The 18,303-nt window shown below is 56.9% G+C and carries 13 protein-coding genes and 1 pseudogene; 6 read left to right on the plus strand and 8 right to left on the minus strand.

The genetic code is table 11. The features are described 5' to 3' along the window. Window positions 1-180: 180 nt before the first annotated feature. From JQ629_RS29355 to mblB, 3 genes are read right to left on the minus strand one after another with little or no spacing between them, the layout of a single operon-like run. Window positions 181-1,380, minus strand: a complete 1,200-nt coding sequence (locus JQ629_RS29355) for a patatin-like phospholipase family protein (RefSeq protein WP_349631342.1) — start codon at window positions 1,378-1,380, stop codon at window positions 181-183. Then, window positions 1,358-3,598 (minus strand): anti-phage 6A-MBL system cap2_3 protein, encoded by a 2,241-nt coding sequence (gene cap2-3 / locus JQ629_RS29360; RefSeq protein ID WP_212415571.1) that lies wholly within the window; start codon window positions 3,596-3,598, stop codon window positions 1,358-1,360. Before cap2-3 ends, JQ629_RS29355 begins: the two co-directional genes overlap by 23 nt. Continuing rightward, window positions 3,595-4,755, minus strand: coding sequence for an anti-phage 6A-MBL system MBL-fold protein (gene mblB / locus JQ629_RS29365; RefSeq protein ID WP_212415572.1), 1,161 nt, complete (start codon window positions 4,753-4,755; stop codon window positions 3,595-3,597). Before mblB ends, cap2-3 begins: the two co-directional genes overlap by 4 nt. A gap of 756 nt (window positions 4,756-5,511) precedes the next feature. Between mblB and JQ629_RS29370 the strand changes: the two genes are divergently transcribed. Together JQ629_RS29370 and JQ629_RS29375 are read left to right on the plus strand one after the other, a co-directional pair. Then, the gene (locus tag JQ629_RS29370; RefSeq protein WP_212415573.1) at window positions 5,512-7,302 is read left to right on the plus strand and encodes an adenylate/guanylate cyclase domain-containing protein; all 1,791 of its coding nucleotides are present in this window, start codon (window positions 5,512-5,514) and stop codon (window positions 7,300-7,302) included. A gap of 179 nt (window positions 7,303-7,481) precedes the next feature. Further along, entirely contained in the window at window positions 7,482-8,486 is a 1,005-nt protein-coding gene (locus JQ629_RS29375) for a methyltransferase (protein WP_212415574.1), read from the plus strand. Between the two features lie 774 nt (window positions 8,487-9,260). Here JQ629_RS29375 and JQ629_RS29380 read toward each other — a convergent pair. After that, window positions 9,261-10,916: a recombinase family protein gene (locus JQ629_RS29380; protein ID WP_212415575.1), complete on the minus strand. Its 1,656-nt coding sequence runs from the start codon at window positions 10,914-10,916 to the stop codon at window positions 9,261-9,263. Between the two features lie 131 nt (window positions 10,917-11,047). On the opposite strand from JQ629_RS29380, the gene JQ629_RS29385 reads away from it, so the two are divergent. Together JQ629_RS29385 and JQ629_RS29390 are read left to right on the plus strand one after the other, a co-directional pair. After that, window positions 11,048-11,248, plus strand: coding sequence for a hypothetical protein (locus JQ629_RS29385; protein ID WP_212415576.1), 201 nt, complete (start codon window positions 11,048-11,050; stop codon window positions 11,246-11,248). Window positions 11,249-12,737: 1,489 nt separating this feature from the next. After that, window positions 12,738-12,947 (plus strand): hypothetical protein, encoded by a 210-nt coding sequence (locus JQ629_RS29390; RefSeq protein ID WP_212415577.1) that lies wholly within the window; start codon window positions 12,738-12,740, stop codon window positions 12,945-12,947. A 282-nt stretch (window positions 12,948-13,229) separates the two neighbouring features. On the opposite strand, the gene JQ629_RS29395 is transcribed toward JQ629_RS29390, so the two are convergent. Both JQ629_RS29395 and JQ629_RS29400 read right to left on the minus strand, forming a co-directional pair. Further along, the gene (locus tag JQ629_RS29395) at window positions 13,230-13,409 is read right to left on the minus strand and encodes a hypothetical protein (RefSeq protein WP_212415578.1); all 180 of its coding nucleotides are present in this window, start codon (window positions 13,407-13,409) and stop codon (window positions 13,230-13,232) included. A gap of 46 nt (window positions 13,410-13,455) precedes the next feature. Next, window positions 13,456-13,785 carry a PilZ domain-containing protein gene (locus JQ629_RS29400; protein ID WP_349631343.1) on the minus strand — a complete coding sequence of 110 codons (330 nt, stop codon included), beginning with the start codon at window positions 13,783-13,785 and terminating at the stop codon, window positions 13,456-13,458. A gap of 2,241 nt (window positions 13,786-16,026) precedes the next feature. On the opposite strand from JQ629_RS29400, the pseudogene JQ629_RS29405 reads away from it, so the two are divergent. Further along, a pseudogene (locus JQ629_RS29405) lies at window positions 16,027-16,400 on the plus strand (ATP-dependent DNA ligase); the annotation flags it as partial. Here JQ629_RS29405 and JQ629_RS29410 read toward each other — a convergent pair. Next, window positions 16,395-16,673 (minus strand): DUF2934 domain-containing protein, encoded by a 279-nt coding sequence (locus JQ629_RS29410; protein ID WP_212415579.1) that lies wholly within the window; start codon window positions 16,671-16,673, stop codon window positions 16,395-16,397. The pseudogene JQ629_RS29405 and the gene JQ629_RS29410 overlap by 6 nt on opposite strands. Window positions 16,674-16,914: 241 nt before the next feature. On the opposite strand from JQ629_RS29410, the gene JQ629_RS29415 reads away from it, so the two are divergent. Beyond that, window positions 16,915-17,097 (plus strand): hypothetical protein, encoded by a 183-nt coding sequence (locus tag JQ629_RS29415; RefSeq protein ID WP_212415580.1) that lies wholly within the window; start codon window positions 16,915-16,917, stop codon window positions 17,095-17,097. A gap of 915 nt (window positions 17,098-18,012) precedes the next feature. Here JQ629_RS29415 and JQ629_RS29420 read toward each other — a convergent pair. Beyond that, the gene (locus JQ629_RS29420; protein ID WP_249133461.1) at window positions 18,013-18,222 is read right to left on the minus strand and encodes a hypothetical protein; all 210 of its coding nucleotides are present in this window, start codon (window positions 18,220-18,222) and stop codon (window positions 18,013-18,015) included. Window positions 18,223-18,303: the final 81 nt, after the last annotated feature.

Here is an 18,303-nt window from a genome sequence, read left to right on the forward strand (position 1 = left end):
CTTAGCGGACATCGAAGTTCGGGCGAATGTCCGCTGCACTCCGAAAGCGGACATTCGTCGATCGAACGTTATGGAACATCGACTGGAGCCTGTTAACGATGCCTCCGGGAACGCATTGGTGATAGCGTTCACAAAGTCAGCCGCTCTTGAGAGGCCGCGGCGAGGAAAATCGATTTCCTCTCAGAGGTAGGGAAGATACCGATCGAGGATAATGTGGGCGAGCTGTTCACCTCGCCTGGTTAACAGATCAAGGTCTTTCGCCGAAATAGGTGCAAAGTCTGTGGGGTAATTGCGCACTTCGTCGCGACCGACTAGGTCAGTCGGGCGATAAGGCAATCGGTGGTCTTGTTGGCCAAGATATACCATTCCAAACCCGTCCAATTCACCCGTTTCGACGTGGCGGTGAAGTCGGGAATAGACGTGGTCCTGTGACTTTCGATGCACGGCTTCGAAGGACTTTGCCACGCGGCTCCCCCACCAGAATGGGTGGCCGCCTCCATCGAGCTGGCCTGGCCCCGCGTTGAGACTAATGATGTGCGTCACCGGGTATGTGTCGGTGACGTCGCCGTCTCGACCAGGCTCCAGCACGGACACGCCCAGGTTATCAAACACTCCCCCATCAGTCAGGATGACGGTATGCGTTTCAGTACGGCCTGATTTGGTGAACGGGAAGACTTCAATCAAGGGGGGCAGCAAAACCGGAAAAGCAGCTGAGGCGGCCACAGCCTTCGCAACAGTCGGCGGTTCGCCATCAATCTGCCCGTAACGCCACCCTCCCGACCTTTGAGACCCGAAGCGAAACGCCGTGCCAGTCTTCAAGTCACAGGCGTTTATGATCACGTGCAATCCATTGCGTGCAACGTCCCGAACTGTCGTCGATCCGAAGAGCTTAGTTAAAGCCTGCTCGAACGCCGTTGTGAGACTGCCCCAGATGGGGAGAGATTGCCCCAATCCTGCAAGACTTCGCTCGACACCTCGCGTCGGAATTCCGGTGAGTGCTCGCAGCAACGCCAGGATTGACGAAAGGCACCACAGCGCGATTGTCGGTAGTCCGCCTACGACTAATGTGAGCGCGATCTTCGCCAATTGAGTGCTCATCAACACCTCCTTGAGGATCATCCCTTGGATGCCCTTTCGGAGCAGTTTGAGGAGCTTCTTATCGAATGTAGCGAAATCATCTGAACTGTAGGCGTAACACGCACCAATAACGCTACCACCCGAGACAGTGGAGAGAACTTTCACTTGCTCCAGGAGGCCTCTGTCGTGGAGCGCACGCAGACCTCCCAGATGGAACGCCATTGCACGTGCTCCGCCCCCGGACAAGGCAAGTCCGATAAACTGCCGCTTCGGCTGAGGACTACTGGTAATAGGCTCGCTCAAAGACGGTCCCCGAAATAATGGGCAACGACGAGTCGGCCCCGATGATCATCATCAAAAAACGCTTTGCTTGAAATTGGTCACCCGTGAGGAGTTTCGCCATCGCGCCGTAGTCAGTCTCGCTAGGAAGCGGCATTCCCCCCGGATGCGTATGCCACATTCCGACAAACGCGACAGATTTCCTGGTTCTCTTGATCTTTTCTGCATTCATTTCAGCGACGCCCGCTGTGCCGCAGACAAACTCGGCGGCAGACTGAATGCTGTCCGGGGGCGGCCCGCTAATTTCATCAACCCATATGATTTTCAGGAATTCATCGGTATGCCCAAACAGGATCCCGCCTGTCTCAACGCGTCGACCATTAACCCGCTCTGACCTGCGCATCCATGAGCGCATGCCGGAAAGGGCCGCTTGGCTTACGCGGATTTGATAACCATTGAGACCGTCGCGCAGAATAATGTCACTTGGCCAGTCGAACTCGAACTCGCGCAGATCGCCTGTGCGCTCCCCTGTCAGATCGAAGGACTGAGCGCGCGAAACGTCAAGCGATGGATTTGCCAACCATCTGCTCGCAATGTTTGTCATCTGCGCCGTGAGCGCCATAACGTCAGCGGCTGAGCCGCGGAAAGTGGGGCTGGAGCATCCAGGTTCTGGCTGAAACAGGCGCGTCCGGTCGGGGCTTATCGGCCAAAATTCATCCAGGACGTGCTTACCTTTGGCGAGATTGGACAGAGCGATCTTACTGCGACGATCAAGATCGAGTGTGATGCCGGGGATAGTCTGTACGGCCATGGTCATCAACGCCTGGTCAGCTTTGTGTCCGAGTGCCATAGAGATGATGGGCGGGTGTGCTTTTGGCCACGCTCTGAACTGTCTCTCCAGCGCAGTCGCGACCACTGTTGAAGCGGTGGCGTTGATGATCACGTCTGCAGCTAGGACATCCGCACGTCGTTCGGGGATTTCCAGTATCCTGACCACATCCGCGCTTGACTGGAGGGCCTTAACAGCGGGGTTAGCAAAACGGACGTTTTCGGCGGTTGCGTCCGCTTTGTTGGCTCCAATCTGATATCGATCAAATAGCTGCCTGACCAAGAGGCCGGGTTTGACTGAGCCTTTATCATATAGCTGCAGCGTGCCGACACCTGACCGGGCAAGTAGCATGGCGACCGCGCTACCGATCGCTCCGCAACCGAGAATGACTACATGGCGGCCTGCCCACCACGCTGATGCGCTTTCAGCGTCTCGTCTCGTGACAATCTCGGGTCGGTCCTCAAGGACGGTGCACCATTCTATTTTGGCCTTTTCAGCCCAAACATAGAAGTCGGCGACATCAATCGGATTTTCGTCTGTAGAAGCCCTGATAGCCTCGCGCATTTCATCCACGCGCTTAGCGTCGATCCGCCAGCAAGCTAAATGCTGCAGGCGTTCGCCACCCGCAATGCCCCGCATGGCGGCGCCAAGAACGAAAATGAGCGGTTTGCCGCTTTCGCTTCTGAGCACGCCGAGCTGTATCATCAGCCGAATGATTTCGATGGGTACGTCGCGTGCGGTAAGCTCCTTTAACAGTCCCGAGACAGTGTCGGGATACTCGTGCGGCATCCCCACCGGCAAAAGCACCACAGCAGCCAACCGGCCGTCCGGGACAGGTCCCGAGTGAGGGATCCATTGGCCAAGCTCGATGCGGTTGTCGTTCTCGCGCGTGATCTTGGCATAGCCGGCCCAGAAGGGTGGGTCCGGGACCGGTGTATTTTGCGTGGGGACCACCTTCAGGCCGCTGAATGGATAGCTTACGGGTGGGTGCAGCGGCATCCCGGCTGGGTCTAGCTCATTTGCGGCGGCGGCTCGAAGCCAGTCGTCTACGCGCTGCAGGAAGCCAAAGAGACCATCTTCCGGCTGCCATTCGGTGTCGGGCGCTTGATAGAGGCAAATATAGCTGCCCCATTGCACGTGTGTGCACTCGCGATAGCGCGTGTGCGAAAAGTTCAAGCGTGGCAAATCAAGCGGAAAATTCGAAGGAATCTTGAGGAGCAAGCGCTCCCGCGCCTTGAGCGGAACGCCACCCAGCTTACGCTGGTAGCCGGCGCAATCCACCGACAACGAGACAGAGACTGCTCCGCCTTCATCGGTCGGCTCGACAATCTCGATGACCTCGAGCGATCCAACTGCGGCTTTAACAATGTCGGCAAGTTGCCCGAGTGCCCAAGCCTGCCCTTCGGATTTCATTCGCGACCGAAACCAACTTTGGCAGTTGGAGGTGCCGCACGCCCGCGAGCTGCCGCCACGGCGGCTGCCAACGTTTCCCGCGCGCTATCAGAGACCGCGTAATCATCATCGTCGAGGAAGACGCCATTTTTATTCACGGTGAAGATAATCGGCCGCAAATTCTCCGATGTGCTGTATTCGCCGGTGCACAAGAAGGCCGTATTGACAATCTCCTCGTAGCGGTTTCTTGCCTTAATGTGCGGTGGATTATCGCCGGAGGAATTCGACGCCGGAAATTCGGGCGAGCTAGCGACGATGTAACCGACGTCGAGCTGAGGCGTCTGCAGTTCGTTCATCGCGTCCTGCTGGAGCACATCGTCTTCGTACATAACTTTTTTCGAGCAGTGATGCGGGGCAAGCAGCACGTTCCAATTCAACATGGGATCATTGCTATGATAGTGCGTCTGCTGGAAGGTTTGCATCAGGGTGGGGTAGGAGACGTCCCCCAGGAAGAGCCCGTACATCGGGCGATCTTGAGAGCCAATAATTACACGCATCGTCACGCTGGTCTCGTTGCGGGCGTCGGCTTCACCCTCCTTGAAGGGACCGTGGATGAAGACATGGAATCGGTCGCTGACTTCTGCGCCGTCGAGCGTGGTGATCTCAGAACCAGGGCGGGTGTGAAACTGCTCAGGGAGATTGTGGTACTTCTCGCCAGGCTCGAACAAGGAGCTATATCCGATGACTCTTACGCGGTTTCCGGCACCAGGATCGCCGCCGATCTTGATGGTTTTCGCTGAACGACGATGGGCTTCCTTGCGAAATGCCTCCGCATCGTCACACAGGACCTTTTCGTCTTCGTATTCTCGGAAGATGTGCGGGCTATGCCATATTTCCCCGATAACGACTCTCTTGAGCAGATCTGCAAAGCCACGGCAGTGGTCCTGATCAGGGTGAGTAAGCACAAAGCACGACAAGTAGGGTTTACCGTCTCGCTGGGGGAGTTTTTCCACCAGCTCATCAACTAAAGGGATGTGCTCGTTGTCGTCGTCCTCCGCCATGACTTTGTCGTTCAAATCAAGCTGGAGCACTTCGGACTCGCTGATGACAATGGTCGTGCTGTCACCGCAGCCAACCGGCCAAAAAATGAAGGAAGGTCCCTTTACGTCTGCGAACATCACGCCTCCTTGGCCGGTCCCGGCGCTGCTATTGGTTTACCTGCAATCCGACTGCGAGAAAGGATGCATCCCAATGACGGCCAACTGCAGCGCTATCTAACAGCATACTACGATTCGTAGTTGTGGGATCGATTTCTCCTATCCAGGTCTTCTCGGTTGTCCGAGAGAGCCATTGGAACCTCTTTCCCGTGAGGCTCATAAGTAGTTCAAAGCGTTTGAATTTCGAGAACCGTGCTGAATCAGCGGAGTTCAGAGCTCCGGAGAGAAACGGGCCATTCGGAGAAAAACAGGCCAACTCTGACGATCGGGAGTCCGGAACTAGAAACTGGAATCCCTGCTCCTACAGGGCACAATGACCAATAGATCTAGCCGGAGAATAGACGGCTTCGGTAAAGCTGGCGGAGGGAGAGGAACTGGGATCGAACCTTCTCCGCGTAGCGCACAGTAGTCGCGGGTACTTAAGCGGATCAGGCGCGCTCCCCGACGACCCCCCGCACGGACGGCTGAGGGCCCTTCCAAGGTGATTCAGCTGGGCACCGCGGAGACCGCCATACTCACTTCGTCAGGGGACATGTAGCCGGACCTCGGATCGCGTCTGAACCAGGTCCGATCATACACTGACAGCGGACATCGGCTTGCTAGGTCGGCAGGTCCGTTCTGTGCCAAGAACGGACCTAATCTTGTTCAGGCAGCAAGGCGCGTCTGGCACGGCCTTCTGATCCGTTCTACACTGGGTTGTGGGTTGTGGTAGCGGTCATGGCGCAAGAGCAATCAGGGCGGGTCGGGCGGAAGTTGGTGGCGATAATGGCCGCCGACGTGGCCGGTTATTCGCGGCTCATGCATTACGACGAAGAGGGCACACATGCGCGTCTGACCGCCCTTTTAGCGGGCATTGTCGAGCCAGCTATTGCGGAGTACGGCGGTCGCGTGGTCAAGCACACAGGTGACGGGTTTCTGGCCGAGTTCCCCAGCGCGGTCGAAGCGGTGCGAGCGGCCCGGCATTTTCAAGGCAGCATTCGAAATCTCGCCGCCGGAGAGGCAGAAGATCGGCGCCTTGTATTCCGTGTCGGTATCAACATCGGCGATGTGATCGTCGAGGCGCACGATATCTTTGGCGATGGCGTCAACATCGCGGCCCGGCTCGAGAGCATCGCAGAGCCCGGGGGTATCTGCATCTCGTCTTCTGCCTACGATCATGTTCGAGGCAAGGTCGGGGCCGAGTTCGTTGATATGGGCGAGCAAAATCTCAAGAACATCGACCGCTCGGTGCGGGCTTATGCCATGGTTCGGGATGGGTATAGCTCGGCTACACTGGTCGAGCGCGCCAGGCTAGGCCCCACTTCAGCGCCGCGTCTTTCCATCGTGGTTCTACCGTTCGCGAATATCGGCGGCGATCCCGACCAAGACTACTTTGCCGATGGCGTGACCGAGAGCCTCACCACCGACTTGTCACGCATCAGAGGCTCGTTCGTTATCGGCCGACACACCTCGTTCACCTACAAAGGCAAGGCCGTTGATCTCAAGCAAATCGGTCGCGAGCTGAACGTTCGCTACGTGCTCGAAGGCTCCGTGCAGCGCGGTGGCAACCGGCTTCGGGTGAACGTGCAGCTTATCAGCGCGGAAACTGGCAACCACCTTTGGGCCGAGCGCTTCGACAATTCCATCACCGATCTGTTCGATATGCAGGACGAAATTGTCTCCCGGCTCGCCAACACGCTGGACGCCCAGCTGATCGCGGCCGAGGCGTGCCGAGCGGAACGTTCGCTGCACTCCGATGCAATGGATTTGTATTTTCAAGGCATCGCTCGCATGCACAAGGGGCTGACCAACGAACACATGGCGCAAGCGCTTGGCTTTTTTGAACGGGCCTTGGCTCTCGATCCGGGCAATATCGAGGCATTGGTTGGCGTGGCGTTAATTGACCTTAATAGGGGGGCTAACTTTTCTACCGGTGACTGGGCCGCGCGCCTCGCAGCGGCCGAGGCGACCTTGATTAAGGTTCTGTCCATGGACCCCCATTACGCGCAGGCCCACATGCATATGGGTTATGTCCAGATTTTTACGAACCGCGCGAACCGAGGCATCGCTCAATGCGAACAGGCGCTGGCGCTGGATCGCAACTTGCCCAACGCGCACGCGTTAATCGGTCTTGCCAAATATTTTCTCGGTCGGGGCGAAGAGACCGAGGGCCATATCCATGAGGCGCTCCACCTCTCGCCACGGGATATCTTCGCCTTTCGCTGGATGATGTGGGTCGGCCTCGCCAAGGTTCAACTCAATTCTTACGCGGAAGCGGTCGCTTGGTACCGCCGGGGCATCGACGCCAACCGCAATTTCCCCCTAGCGCATTTCTATCTCGCGGCCGCCCTAGCGCAACTCGGGCTGCTCGATGAGGCGCGTGCTGCCGCACACGCCGGACTGACGCTCAATCCAGGCTTCACCGTTCGCCGCTTCCGTGCTGCCGGGTTCAGCGACAATCCGAATTTCCTTGCTGGGCGCGAGCGCATGTATGAGGGCCTGCGCATGGCCGGGGTGCCGGAGGGGTGATGTCGCAGTTGGGTCAACCGGAGAAGTCGGGGCGTACAACCCGCAGGTTGGCTTTACCCCCAACTTCGGGCATGGCCTTGCACCGCGAGAACTGACGCTGTGTGCCACAAGGAAACTTGTTCAACGGGCATCCGCCGAGCACAGTAAGTCTTCGCTTCCTCTCCTACGGAGTTTCTTCAGTGACATCCAACCCTTGGCTCAATCTCCTGGGACTGATCAACGGCTTTCAGGTCACACAGGCAATTCATGTCGCGTCAACTCTTCGTATCGCAGACCATCTGAAAGGCGGCCCTCGTTCGGCAGAAGAATTGACGCCCTTAACGCAAAGCCATGCAGGCGCTCTCTACCGACTGCTGCGGGCGCTCGCCGCAGTGGGCGTTTTTGAGGAAGATGAAAACCGAAGGTTTGCACTGACACCAATGGGAGATTGTTTGCGCACTGACTCCGCGACACCGATCGGCGCGTGGGCGGAGTGCGTCGGGAGTCCTTACGTTTGGCGCACATGGGGCCATCTGCTGCACAGCATTCGAACCGGCGAGAATGCCTTTCAAAGTCTCAACGGTAAGGACGTTTGGAATTATCGCGCCGAACGTCCGGAGGAGAGCGCGGTCTTCGATCGCGCTATGACGGAGTTTTCGCGCGGTGGCGCTGAATCGGTTATTGGCGCGTATGATTTCTCCGCTTTCCATCATGTTGTAGACGTGGGTGGCGGGCGCGGTTCAATGCTGGCAGCCATTCTGGCCGCCCATTCCCGGATGCAAGGCACGTTGTTCGATCAGCCAGGGGTCATTGCCGGAGCCGAGGCGGTTTTGGAGGCGCACGGCGTCGTCGACCGTTGCCGAATGGTGGGCGGAAGTTTCTTCGAATCGGTACCTGAAGGCGGAGATGCCTACGTGATGCGAGTGGTGATTCACGATTGGGACGATGACGAAGCGATCGCCATCTTGAAGACGTGCCGGCGTGCGATGCAGGAGACGGCGAAGTTGGTTCTCATCGAGCGAATTATCGCGCCTGCGAACGAAGTGCCGGCGACAAAATTCATGGATCTCCACATGTTGGCTTTGCCGGGTGGGCGGGAGCGGACTCGTGACGAGTTCTCTGACCTGCTTGCCAAGTCTGGCTTCGAACTGACGCGCGTTATGCCAGCGGCTAGTCTCAACGTCATCGAGGCCAGGCCATACTGAGCGCGAGGCGGCCCGGTCCTCCGGTGACGTCCGTTGTGGGTCAAAAGTGTCTTGGTGACCGCGAAACGCCGCTTCCGCTTTGCCCCGAACAGCGGACATTGCTGCGCCGGCCCAGGTGGTCCGGTTTGTGCCAGATTCGGAAGTGGGTTGAACCTTCTCGTAGTTTCGATGACGCACATGAGTAGGCGGAACGGAGGTCCCATCATGAGTAGGATGGCACTGGTGATTGCATTCGTGCTGGCGTCGATCGGACCAGCATCGGCACAGAAGGCAGAGATAGAGGCGGCAAACGCGAAATATACAGAATTCTACAATAAGGGCGATTTCGCCGGGATGGCGTCTTTATACACCGATGATGCCATGGCACTTCCAAACGTTCTGCGATGGTGCAGGGCCGAGCGGCGATCGAGGCAATGTGGAAAGGCATCCTGGCCGAACACGTTGGCGATGCGAAACTCACAACCCTGGACGTCAAGCCGCACGGTCTCTCCGCTGCACGCGAGATCGGGACTTTCAGCCTGAAGACTAGAGGCCCGAGGCCACAGGAAGTGAGCGGGCCGTCGCACGATCATTGCCATGGTAGGCATCTGGGATTCGCGGCGCTATGGGGCATCACTGGTTTATGAAGCGCTGGTCTAGCAGTCGCATTCGGAGCCAGCTTGATGCCTGAGCATCTCGATAAATCTTCTGAATTAGTCGAAATATCGAAACTGAACGGCAGCTTCAAAAGGAACTACGGAACGTTCATCGGGGCCTATCTGTATTTGCGCTCCCTCAATGCCGCGCGTGGTCGGTCTTTCCTTTGGACCGGGTTGATTTCAGTGGCTTTTTCCGTTGCGCTGGCCTGGCTGGCGAAGCACGGCCTGGCCTGGTTAGACGCCGAATGAGGGATTTCATCAGCGCATCGAAGGTTTCGAAACTCTCCGGTCCACGACGCACGCGAGCCATTTCCGTAAATCTCGTTAACGATCCCGTCATGTCCGTGGTTCGAAGCAACAGATAGTCGAGCACAGCTTCATTCCGCTCTCCCAATCTGACCGCGATGATCCACCCCTCAGGTGTACCCACCCGACGCTTGATGGACCAATGCGGTGCGAACGTTTCCTGCTCTCCACCACGCCACCGCGCCAAGAAAAAGGACACACCCTCCTTATTCACGACCAAGCAATCCGAACCGCTATCGAACGCGAAGCGGACGGATGCGTTTCGAAACGCATCTGCTAACTGCGCGGCAAGCCCAGCAAATAGGTCGAGCCACCGTTGCCGGGTATCGATGTGGTTGCAGTCCCGCTTGGACGTATAGCCCACGAGGCTATAGGCTTGGCGCAGGCTGCCGAAATGATCAATGTAGGTTTTAGCGCAGGGAACGCCCACGGTTGCGTTGATAATTGCCGGACTGAGGCGCCCTCGCTTCAGCAGCGTTCGACGCAGGCGCGTCAACATCTCTGCCTCCGAAATATCAACGCGACGATCTAGTATCGTCTTCTTGACCTTGAAGAACACCTCTGGCTGAACAATCGGTTCGAGACAGCCCTCGCTCCTAATCCAGAGATCGGGCGGGTTGCTTACCTTCCTCTCTCGTAGCTTGCACGATTGACGGTTGTAGATGAGATTTCCGATGTAGTTTTCGTTCCTGAGAATTCTACCTATTTGAGCGCGATTCCACGGCTCTTTCGAGTTAGTGGGTATTAATTTCCGATTGAGTTCACGTGCAATGGCCGTTTCGGACTTCAACTCCAGGAATTGCTGGAAGATCCACCTCACCACCTCGACCTCGTCGGCTGCGCCGGGCCTCAGTCTGATATGATCCGTGATGAGATACTTGCGGTCGCCATCGTTCAATACCCCCTTTGACTTCAGCTTCTCATCGACCAATTCTCGCCGCAGAGCGTAGCCGGTCGGGGCGCCGAACCTGAATCCCATTCGCACGAAGCGGCAAACACCCGCGTGCACTTTTACGGAGAGCTCGCGGCTATATTCTGCTGCCATCACCCTCTTAAGGTTCTTGACGATGCTTGAGAGCATGCTGCCATCATTGTCGAACTGCTCGGCGCAATACGCGACTTTAATGCCCGCTTTCTTACAGACGTACTCGTAGTGAGCGCTTTCATCGACGTCCTGGAATCGTCCCCATCGACTTACATCGTAGACAAGTACGTGCGCAAAGTCGGCGTGCCCGCTGCTAACGTCATCGAGCAGCTGCTTCAAGCCAAGCCTGTTTTTTAGCTGAAGTCCGCTTTCACCTTCGTCGGAATAGGTTCGAACAATCGTCAGATCATGCGCATGCGCATATGCCCCTATGACAGCGGCCTGGTTCTGAATAGAGTATCGCTGCTTGTCGGTGGACATGCGAACATACTGTGCGGCGCGATGGCCGCTTTGCGATCTCGGCAACTGGACGTTTCGAACCACGAGCGCATTGGCTGCCATTGTATGGCTCTGCTTTGCAAAATCGCCGTAGGGTCATGGCACCGTGGCGGAATGGCGTTTCCTGGCAGTTATGAAATCGCACCAATATTGACCTCAGTTAGTGCTAGTCTTTCCGAATATTGGAGGTACCAATGTCAGACCAGGCTGTCGAAATTCTCATCACAAACGCGATCCACACGGCCTTCATAAAGTATCCCGAGGGTGATGGAGGCCCGAACCTCGACTATGAGTGGATCGCGCCGGATCAGAGCACTCACATCGCCAGAGCGATCCTTCAGGATCTCGCGGCCAACGGATACCAGATTGTGAAAAAGGCGGCCGGTGCCCGTTAAAAATGAAAATGCCAAGATTACGGCCGGCGCCATCACCGCCGTTATTATCGTCGCCTTACTTGCGGTGATTGCCCTCGGCTTTCTCTGGATACCGCCCCCACTATAAATGCGGACGGGAAGGGCAAACAGCTTCGGACGCTCGGAAGCGTCGACCTCGTCGAAACTGTCCCGGTGTCTGAACGCGACATGTCGGCGATCACGGAGGCAGCTGAGAGCAGTGGCGTTCTCGGTTCGGTCCGAAACCTCCGATGTTGAAGAGCGCGCCAGCGGGAGAGTTTGAAAAGAGCGCAAACCGCATTCGCGTATGCGATGTTATGTAACGTCGACGTCCGCTTTGCCCCCCCCAAAAACGGACACCGTCAGATAATCCGGTCGTGTCCGGTTTGTGCCTGCCAACAGCAGACATGCCGCATCTATTCGATCAACTCGTCGGCGGTTGTAAGCAAGGAGGGTGCACAGTAAGGCCTAACGCTTTAGTTCACCCAGGCGGGCGCCCAACTGTTCGCCTGATGTGCGGGGGTAGAGGGGAATTGCATTCCAGAGGCGGGCATTAGCGCTGCCGCTTCGGCTTCCTGCGCCATCTTGGTCCAGTCTCCCCCCAGCTTCAGCCAGCGCTCTTGATCGAGCGGGTTAATCGCCCGTCCGGCCTGGTCGCGACATTCGTCGGCTAGTTTCCGAAATCTGGCGGCGTCTTCGGACATGTTTGTGAAGATACAGGAGTGGGGAGCAATCTCACCTTTGCCAGCTCGGGGTACTCCCAACTAGTTCGCAAGGTTGAACCGACTTGCGGTAAAAATGCCCTGCGTTTTTCGAGACGCGCCAACCCCACTAGCCCCGCCGGGTGAAGGCGGGGTTTTTTCTTTGTTGCCTTACTTATACGAGGCTGACAACGGCAAGGACTAGTTCGGGGCCGAAATCGCTCGATGCCAGCGCGATCAATGTTCCGGCACAGACGGCTAAAATGGCGGTGACTGTGAGAGCAATCATTTTGAAAATCCCCTGTTGTCAGTGACGAGGAGACTGCTCCGGCTTCGTTTCCGGACGACTGCGTGGGGGAAGGCAATCGGTTTCGTTCACCGACACGTTATCTTCCGTAGGAATGTGGAAATGAGCCGACCGCTAAGGCGAGCGCGACGAATTAGTCCAGAAGCTTCGGCAGATTGAAACGGCACTTGATATAAGCGAGTTCCTGTTATCCACTAGCTCCAATCGCCCGTAAAGCCGCCCAGCTGGCGGCCTTTTTCATTTCGGGGGCCGCAGAGAAGCTGGCCCCAGCAGGGCGGGAAGCTCGCTGGGGCCGGCCCATCCACCGCAACGCCAAAAAAAACGCCAACGGCGACTAAAGTTAACGCAACTTGTTGGATCGTTCCGAGCTACTTTGGAGTACCTCCGCAGCCTCTTCGTAAACCAGCCATCCGTTTGGAACGCTGGGCCGGGACACTCGTTTGAATTTCATTCCAAGTGGTGTTTTTTGTCGTGGAGTAAAATTGTGAGTGACGTAGAAGAATTTGATAGACCGGTCGTCGGCGCTCGCTTCAAGATCAGTGAACTCGGAGCCACTCGATTACGATGGCTGGCCGGCAAGACAGGCATCGTTGTCGAGGTTTCCCGTCGCAATACGGGCGTCACCGTGTTGTTCGATGGTGCCCACAGACCAACTTGCCTGCACAAAGATTTTATCACCCCGATCGGGCGTTAACGCATCGGCTCGGCCCGGCTTCCCCGCAAGAGAAGGTGTTGTGGCGCCGGGCGGCTTCCGTCCCGCGCGTCACGGCCCCGCCGTCTTTGCTGTTAAAATGTCCAAATTTTGCCGGGCTTTGTGCCGGGTAAAACTACGGACGCTGCCCTTGCCACCATTACTTAGCCGATTGGTCCCTTTCACTTCAACTCTTTTTGATCCTCGTAAGCGCCGCATTCTTGCCGCGCTCTGTTCATGCTCCAGAGTGAGTAGTCCCGGAACAGAAAAAGGCAGTACCGCGTCTTACTTCCTTACCAGCCGCGCGATCCGCCGGTGATCATAAGACCAGATCTCGATGGTCGGATGTTCTTCAAGATACTGCCGGGCCTCCCGCTCGGCGGTTTGCGAGTCGGTAGCGGCGAGGTCATAGCTGGCCAGCGCGACCCCGCTAAGGTCGACCCCGTAGGCAATGAACTTCCTCATGGCTAGGGCCTCGATATTAATCGTGTCCTACGAAACGACGCTGGTATCACTGATGCCGGCCGAACCGTTTCTGGCTTTCCTCTAAATATTCTTGGAATTTGACGCCGATCAACTTCTCGGTTCGCCATATCACTGTGCACCTGATACGATCATCGGCGATCAGAAGTGTAAATTGCGCTGGGATGCCCGCCGGGCTGACTACCTCAAGCCCCGCTCCAGTCTCGGACTGGTTACGAATGAGACAGGCGATCGCGCGTCCGCTGAACTCGATGATACCGGTCTTCATGAAACGACCTTTGGCCCGCACAATACGATAAGTCAAAATTGGGGAACGCCAGGATGCATCTGCTTCCAGGGCAATCGCAATGCGAGCCACGCTAACCTTGTTTAGAACGATCGCAACGAAACTCGCGTGTTAAGCTTGATGTGCGCGTTGCGGGTTAATTCTGGAACTGCAATCGCTGCAGCGAACAGACTGCCGCGCGCCGATCGCAAGCGGCCTTGGGACCTTGTCCGGGATCACGCCGGCCTCGATGGCATCAGAATCCACGGATGGTCTAGGTAGTGGGCAGTCGTTTGGGAGTTCTTATGCCCGAGCAAAAGCGATTATTGGAAGACCCGTGGCACGGAGGGTTTTTTTGGTCCTGGGAGACTTCACTTTCGCGCCTATCGCAGATGAACGACTTCGGGAGTTTCCTATGCTCCGCAATGATGGTGCCGCTGATTTTCTTAATCCACTTCTTTTGGGACGGCTTCGTGTGCTCATCGCCGCTATCCTCAAGCGATCCCAAGAGTCGATTAAAACGAGAGCGCGGACGTTAAAACGATTGTCCCGGCCGACTGAGGATTAACGACTACAAACCGGCCCGTAAGATATCGCCGCAGGGCGCACCCCGAAGTCCCAGTCCGAATCGCATTTTCGATCGTCGGTGCCGCATGGCATTCGCGCCACGCGGTCTGCCCCGCCGATCGGTGAATGCGTTATGTGGCAAGTACGAATCGAAGTGGAGTCGAATCATGTTTCGAGCACGATAAAAGAAAGCGGTGTTGCATGGACGCGACATGACAATGCCGCATCAGGCTTGGCAACGGTGGAAACAAAGAACTTGCAAAAGCGGAACCCCCGCCGGTCTGGCAAGACGGCGGGGGTTATGCAGGAAAGATGGCATGAGGCTAAAGCTCGGAGTCTCTAGGTGTCGCGCCAAGGACCCGCACATCAATCGAAGCGCGGATGCTAAGTTTCAGCAAGGCGATTTGGTGAGCAAGCCGCACAGTATTTCAGCGTTGACGTGCTGGAACAAAACACCTGTTGACCGCGCTTGTATTCGCGGTGGTCCAGCGTTTGTCGTGCCGACGGACGTAGGGAAGTGCCCGAAAATGGGTGGCTATTTTTCGCTTTCGGAATAATTCGAAGCTGTTCGCAGTTCGAACGTCCCCAGCCGAAATTCATCGGTTTCTATTGGGCCGCCTAGGGTTCGGACGAGAGTGAAAGCCGCGGTTGGGTTGTTTTCCCATACCCATAAATCCTCGGCTGTTATCGTCAGCCAGCCGAACCTAAACATGTATCGACCTGGATCTTTGACGCGCCCAACCTGTGCCCAAGTGAGCTTGTTGATATCCGACATTCGTCCATCGCGTTGCGTACACAGCCTCAAACCATTGGGCGAAGCGTTTGGTTCCTAGCCTCTATGACATTGGAAGAATTAGTCTGGGTACAGAGCTGCTTTACACAATCCCAAGCGCCGCGTGCGTCAGCAAGCTTGATTTGGACCGGGATCGTGTCCGTGAACGAAAGCGCGATACGTAAATTCTTGCGCCCTGCAGTCGATCGTGGCGCCACAGAAACAGCGTGGGCGACGCGAGGGTCAGCTACGAGGTCGTCGCAAACCGGGGTAAAGAGTTGGCTGAGAACTTGCGGATAGGCTGAGGCCTGTTTCCGTCTCACCGACTCTTACGCGGGTCAGGATGCTTATCTCGACTTGGCTCCGCCCTTACCGGCGGAGCTTTCTTCTTGACGTTAGGAACGTTCCGGCGCCTTAGGAATCGACTCTGCGCTCCCGATAGACTCCTCAACCTCTGACCGGGAGAAAACCCCCACTGGGTTGGCGGCCTGCAGCGTTGCGCATTGCGCTGGGGCCGTTTGCGCCGAGGGTGCGCGGACGGGATGCTTCGCCAAAAGAAAAAGCCGCCTCGAAGGGCGGCTTTAGTTTAACCATTGACGTCCACCCACGGGGGATGGACTTCAACTGTTAATTCCGGCTCGTGACCGTTTTTTTACAGGCGCCCCCGCCTGACTGCTCAGTCTGCTGTTCGCGACGGGTAGCTGCATCGCGGCAGCCCGTTGTTTCCGTTCCTTCTTGGAAAACTCGCGCTCGCGTTGCTCGAAAGCCGCAAGCTCCCTTTGCGCCGCTTCAAGAAAGCGATCACGCGGTGTTATTGCCAATTGAGTGTGTCCCGTCATTACGCACCGAACTGATTGCCTAGCCCCTTCTACCCAGGTGCGGGAACCGGGAAAAGGTTCGGCCACGTTTCCGTTGCCGCTGCAGGATTTCACTGACCGCTATGAAGGCCGGTATCGAGACGTCCAACTGCCGCTGCCGATGCGCTTGGTCTGAAGATGGCGCCGCGGAAGAAACCCGCCGCGATCGGCGTCAAGGCGCCCTTCCCCGGGTTCATTGCGTCAGCACTGGCATCCTCGATCGACAAGGTGCCATCCGGCGAACGCTGGATCCACGAAATCAAGTTCGACGGTTACCGCGTCCAAGTCCATCTCGCGAACGAAGCGGTGAAGGTCTTCACACGTCGTGGCCACGATTGGACAAATCGGTTCAAGAAAGCTGCCAACGACGCATGGCACATCAGTGCAGGCTCTGCGATCATCGTGGCTAGATCGTTGTGCCGGCCGCCGATGGCACGACAGATTTTTCCGTTCTGCAGAACGAACTCAAGGGCAAGTCCGACAAGATCGTTTTCGGCTCGGCGGCGCTACTCGCTTCCACGTTCTCTTAATTCCGATTCCGCCTGGAGCCAGAACTCTAAGTCCCGACCCACCGGGCGGCCCTGCTGCACCCACAGCTCGTGGGCACGCGCCCTGATTTCTTCTTTGGTCCGTCGCGCCGCCAGGCGCTGCCGTAGCTTCTGTCTCAGCTCCTCGACCCAGGCGGTAAGGCGCTGATAGGTAGTCTGGTCGGTTACCCTGGAAGCTATCCGGGTCGCCTGCTCGATCTTGCGTTCCAGTTCGCGGGGATCCTCATTCTGGTCCATGGCTAACCTCCGTCAATGTATGACGAAGTTGGCCGGCAATTGTTCGCTTCCTCACTTAGAAGGACTAGTCGTATGGAACGGTCGCGGCGGTCGTGAATTAGCGAAGCGTCGTGCCAACCCCGAGCACGATAGACAACCTCCAAGACGGCCCTGGATTTCGTGCACCAGGGCCGTCGCTTTTTGAGGGCGGTCTGAACTTAGCGGTGTTAGGATGTGTTCATGGCTAGCTGGAGTGCCCGCCGTGAAGGACTATCAAAAGCAGTTAGAAAAGCTCAGGACCGACGCGGCCGAATGCAGACTGATTAGCGACCTCGCCACGGACCCGGCAAAGCGGGATCTGTTTGACCGGCTGGCCTTGCATCTCACAACCCTTGCCGATCAGGTTGAAGAGGCCTTGCTTCATCGGAAGCCAACCGGAGCTTAAGAGGTACGGTCGCCTGAGGCGATAAAGGCCAACCAGTAAATAGCTAGGACCGCTACCGCTACAACTACGGCCACCAGCGCCCAATCGCGTTTCGTGAGCAGTTCAAGCATAGTTGGTTCTCAAAGGTGGCTAACGTGGCCGTTGCATCCAGATTTCAACAATGCCCAGCATGCACCGAAACCGAATTGCGGTAGGTGCACAAGTGTACAGAACTCTGGTGCTGGTCCGCGCGTTATTGTTCCATCAAATTGGAGCAGCGCCATGCAGCGACGCCGTTTCGGACCTCCAACAAGCTCACTCGACGAGCGCGCCAAGGAGCGAGCCGAGCAACTTCTCAAGGAAGCTCAGAGCACCCCACCGGGGGCTCAGCGCGATAAGCTTCTGCGCAGGGCACGACAGGCGGAAATCGTTTCCCATATGCAAGAGTGGCTTTCTTCCCCCGGCCCACGACAGCCACGGTAAGAAGCATGCAGTTTGCTCTTAGGCTTGCTCCGTCTGGAACAGCGCCCCGCGTCTGGAATTAACCCACGTCGTATACCCTGACGCCGTGAACCTTGCGATGCTTGGAAGTAGGAACAGGCCCTGGACGGAGGAAGATGATCGCCGGCTGCTTGTATTACGAGACAGCGGCAGATCTTATCTTTCGATAGCGGTGGCCATGAGACGCTCGGCCTCGGCGATTAGAGGTCGTCTGTGTATTGTCCGGGCACGGGCGAGATCCACCCCAAGCTCGCTGAAGGCCGATGCGTAGCGCCACGTTCGAACCCTGCATCCCGCCCCGCGCCACCAGGTACCGACCTCCATAAGCTGGATCCATGAGGTCTAGCACGACGGCTACCCGCTGATCGTTCCTCGCGAGGGCAAGCGCGTACGTCTGTTCACACGGAACGGTTACGACTGGAGCGATCTCTTCGCCTAATCCTCAGGACGATGAAGGAATTTGGCAGGATGAGCAGGCAGCAAATGGAAATCAGGAGGTTCGAAATTTCTTCCGTTTTCGTCGGTGATAGAGGTTTTCCAACCTTCTTCGATGAAGATTTTGGCCTTGGCTACAGCGATAAGGGCACTCTCTCTTGTGCTTCGTATGGTTTCGTCGCCGCGTTCTGCGACTATTTTATAGGTCAAAGTGTTGCTCCCGGTCTTTCTACACATATGACTAAGGCCATGCGGGCGTTACACCGCATGGCCTTTAGCCGGGACTGTCCC

The organism is Bradyrhizobium sp. AUGA SZCCT0222, from assembly GCF_018130205.1.
Taxonomy (GTDB): Bacteria; Pseudomonadota; Alphaproteobacteria; order Rhizobiales; family Xanthobacteraceae; genus Bradyrhizobium.